Here is a 3,629-nt window from a genome sequence, read left to right on the forward strand (position 1 = left end):
TTCAGGCCGCAATAACCGGGTTCGCCCGAGGTGATGGACATGAAGATTCTGGCAGACAAGCAACTTCGGATCGGTGCGCATCTTTCGTGGCGACGGAACCGACGGGTGCCCGCCGCGCCCCGCGGCTGGCTGGCCTCGCTGCTGGCGGCAACTGCCATGCTCGCCCTGCTGTCCACGCCCGCCCGCGCGGCACTGGAGATCGACATCAGCGGTGGCACCGAGAGCGGCGTGCCCATCGCCGTGGTGCCCTTCGACCAGCCCGGCGGCATCGACGACCTGGCGCGCATCATCGGCGACGACCTGGCGCGCTCGGGCCTGTTCGCCCCCATTTCCCGGGACGTCATGCCGGGGCGTCCCACCGGTCCCGAACAGATCCGCATCGACGACTGGCGTGCCGGCAAGGCCAGCTACGTCGTCATGGGCTCGGTCGAGTCCGACGGCGATCGCCTGCGTACCAGCTTCTACCTCGTCGACGTGAGCGACGGCAGCCGGCTGATCGGCAGCCGCATCACCGGAAGCGCCTCCAACGATCGCAGCATCGCCCACCGCATCAGCGATCTCGTCTACGAGGAACTGACCGGCGACCGCGGTGCCTTCTCCACGCGCCTGGCCTACGTCACCGAGCGCGGCCGCGGCGACGACAAGACCTTCACCCTGCAGATCGCCGACTCGGACGGCGCCAACCCGCGCACCGTGCTCGAGTCCCCGTACCCGATCATGTCGCCGAGCTGGTCCCCCGACGGCGGGCAGCTGGCCTACGTGTCCTTCGAAGGCAATCGCTCGGCCATCTGGGTGCAGGACCTGGGCACTGGCGAGCGCTACCAGCTCACCGACTTTCCCGGCATCAACGGCGCGCCGGCCTGGTCGCCGCGCGGTGACAAGATCGCCGTGACCCTGTCCAAGGGCGGCAACCCGGACATCTACGTGATCGACCTCGGCAGCCGGCGCTCGACTCAGTGGACCCGCAACGGCGCCATCGACACCGAGCCGACCTGGTACCCGGACAATCGCAGCATCGCCTTCACATCCGACCGCTTCGGCCAGCCGCAGGTGTTCCGCAAGTCCAGCCCGGACGACCGTGCACGGCGGCTGACCTTCGACACGCCCTACGCGGCCGGTCCGCGCATTTCGCCCGATGGCGAGAGCCTGGCTTTCGTCACCCGCGAGGGCAGCGGTTTCCACGTGGCCCAGCAGGAGCTCGCCGACGGTGAGCGCCGCCTGCTCAGCCGCGGCGGCTCCGAGGAGCGGCCCAGCTACGCACCCAACGGTGCGATGGTGGTTTATGCTGCGCAGTCGGGCAGCGGATCGGTGCTCAAGATCTCTCCCGTGATCGGCGGCGAACCGCAGACCCTCAGCTACGATCGAGGCAAGGTTCGCGATCCGGTCTGGGGACCGTTCATTGACTGACAGGTTTCACGCCATGGAATCCATCGCACGTTCTACCCATCTCGCGCTCAGGCCGCTGGCGGCCGCGTTGCTGGCCGTTTCGCTCGCCGGACCGGCTGCGGCCCAGCAGGCCGCGCCCGGTTGGCTCAACTGGGGTGGCGGGTCGTCCGACGCCGAGTCGGACGAGAGCCGCGACGCCGAAGCGGCCACCGCGCGCACCACGCCGATGGCCGGCAGCGGCGCCTCGGTGACCGATATCGATGCCGGCTCGGGCCAGGCCGCCCTCCTGCAGCGGATGATGCAGCGGATGGACAGCCTGGAGAGCCAGGTCCGTCAGCTCCAGGGACAGGTCTCCGAGCACGAGCGGGCACTCGAACGCCAGGAGCGCCGCCACGAGGAAGCGATCAAGGACCTCGAGCAACGCGTCGGCTCGGCACCTGCCGCCGGCATGATGAGCGAGACGGGCCCGGCCGGTCATGACGCGGCCGCCGCGATGTCGGGCCGGGAGGATGGCCCCTCGAGCGAGAGCGACGGGGCGGCGGACGCCGAGGCCGGCACCTCGGACGCGGCTGCCGGCGGGCAGGCGAGCAACGAGGAACAGCAGGCCCTCTACAACGAGGCCTTCGAGATCCTCAAGGGCGGCGAGTACGAGAAGGCCGTGGGCGCCTTCCAGAAGGTGATCGACGCCAACCCGCGCGGCAGCTGGGCCTCGAGTGCCGTCTTCTGGCAGGGCGAGACCTACTACGTCCAGCGTGATTACGACGCCGCGAAAAAGGCCTACGCCGAGCTGCTCGAGACCTATCCCGACAGCAACCGCGGGCCGGACGCCATGCTCAAGCTCGGCTACATCGCCCAGGAACAGAACGACGTCGAGGAGGCGAAGCGCCGCTTCAACGCCGTGATCGAAAAGCATCCGGATTCGCAGGCCGCCGGCCTCGCCAAGCAGCGCCTGGACCGACTCGGCGGATGAGTTCCTTCGAGGCCATGCCGCTCGACGCGGTGGACGCCCCGGGCGGGCAGACCCTGCGCATCACGGAGATCTTCCGCTCCATCCAGGGCGAGTCCGATCACGTCGGGTGGCCGACCATCTTCGTTCGCCTGACCGGCTGCCCGCTGCGTTGCGTCTACTGCGACACCGCCTACGCCTTCACCGGCGGCGAGCGCATGTCGCTCGACACCATCCTCGAACAGGTCCGCGCCCTGCAGACCCGGCACGTCTGCGTCACCGGCGGCGAGCCGCTGGCCCAGCCCGGTTGCCCGAACCTGCTGGCCCGTCTGGCCGACGCCGGCCACGTGGTCAGCCTGGAGACCAGCGGGGCGCTGGACATCGCGGCCGTCGACCCGCGTGTACACGTGGTCATGGACCTCAAGACGCCGAGCTCGGGCGAGGTGGACCGCAATCGCTGGGAGAACCTCGACTGCCTCAAGCCCGCCGACGAGATCAAGGTGGTGATCGGCAGCCGCGAGGATTTCGACTGGGCGATCGCCCGTGTCGACGAACACCGTCTCGACCGGCGCTTCCCCGTCCTGTTCTCCCCGGTTCACGGCGGGGTCTCGCCCACCGAACTGGCCGAATGGATCCTCGACAGCGGTCGGGAAATCCGCTTCCAGATGCAACTGCACAAGCTCGTCTGGGGCGACGAGCCGGGCCGCTAGGCATGGCAGGGCGGGCGTCAACAAGGCCCGAGCCCGCCGTGGTTCTGGTCTCCGGCGGCCTCGATTCGGCCACGCTGGCCTGGCAGGCCCGGGCCGACGGCTTTGCCGTCCACGCCCTGAGTTTCGACTACGGCCAGCGTCACCGTGCCGAGCTGGACGCCGCCGCCCGGGTGGCCGAGGCGGTCGGCGCGGCCGATCATCGCACCATCCGCATCGACATGGACGGTATCGGCGGTTCCTCGCTGACCGACATGAGTCAGTCCGTGCCCGACTACGACCCGGCCAGCGACGAGATCCCGAGCACCTACGTGCCGGCGCGCAACCTCACCTTCCTCTCCTTCGCGCTCGGCTGGGCCGAGGTGCTGGGCGCCACCCGCATCTACATCGGCGTCAACGCGGTCGACTACTCCGGCTACCCGGACTGCCGGCCGGCCTTCATCGAGCAGTTCGAGACGCTGGCCAACATCGCCACGGCCGCCGACCACCCGTTCGAGATCCACGCACCGCTCCTGCACCTCACCAAGGCGGAGATCATCCGCAAGGGCACGGCCCTGGGCGTGGACTACAGCCTGACGGTCTCCTGCTAC

Annotated in this window: 4 protein-coding genes; all 4 read left to right on the plus strand. The window is 69.4% G+C overall.

Going from position 1 to position 3,629, the window contains the following annotated elements:
• Positions 1–39: 39 nt before the first annotated feature.
• A complete protein-coding gene (gene tolB / locus ACESL5_RS09515) occupies positions 40–1,407 on the plus strand; it encodes a Tol-Pal system beta propeller repeat protein TolB (protein WP_372592543.1) in 1,368 nt (455 codons plus the stop codon).
• 13 nt (positions 1,408–1,420) lie between these two features.
• Entirely contained in the window at positions 1,421–2,356 is a 936-nt protein-coding gene (gene ybgF / locus ACESL5_RS09520; RefSeq protein WP_372592544.1) for a tol-pal system protein YbgF, read from the plus strand.
• Positions 2,353–3,042, plus strand: coding sequence for a 7-carboxy-7-deazaguanine synthase QueE (queE, locus tag ACESL5_RS09525; RefSeq protein ID WP_372592545.1), 690 nt, complete (start codon positions 2,353–2,355; stop codon positions 3,040–3,042). The genes ybgF and queE overlap by 4 nt, the downstream gene beginning before the upstream one ends.
• 2 nt (positions 3,043–3,044) lie before the next feature.
• Positions 3,045–3,629, plus strand: a 585-nt coding sequence (gene queC, locus ACESL5_RS09530; protein WP_372592546.1) for a 7-cyano-7-deazaguanine synthase QueC, incomplete at its 3' end; no start/stop codon positions are given.

The sequence above is a fragment of the Guyparkeria sp. genome, from assembly GCF_041687595.1.
Lineage (GTDB): Bacteria > Pseudomonadota > Gammaproteobacteria > Halothiobacillales > Halothiobacillaceae > Guyparkeria.

What these genes read in the sequence shown, in the direction of transcription:
- ybgF (WP_372592544.1), top strand. Translation starts at nt 1,421, where the DNA reads ATGGAATCCATCGCACGTTCTACCCATCTCGCGCTCAGGCCGCTGGCG.
- tolB (WP_372592543.1), top strand. Translation starts at nt 40, where the DNA reads ATGAAGATTCTGGCAGACAAGCAACTTCGGATCGGTGCGCATCTTTCG.
- queE (WP_372592545.1), top strand. Translation starts at nt 2,353, where the DNA reads ATGAGTTCCTTCGAGGCCATGCCGCTCGACGCGGTGGACGCCCCGGGC.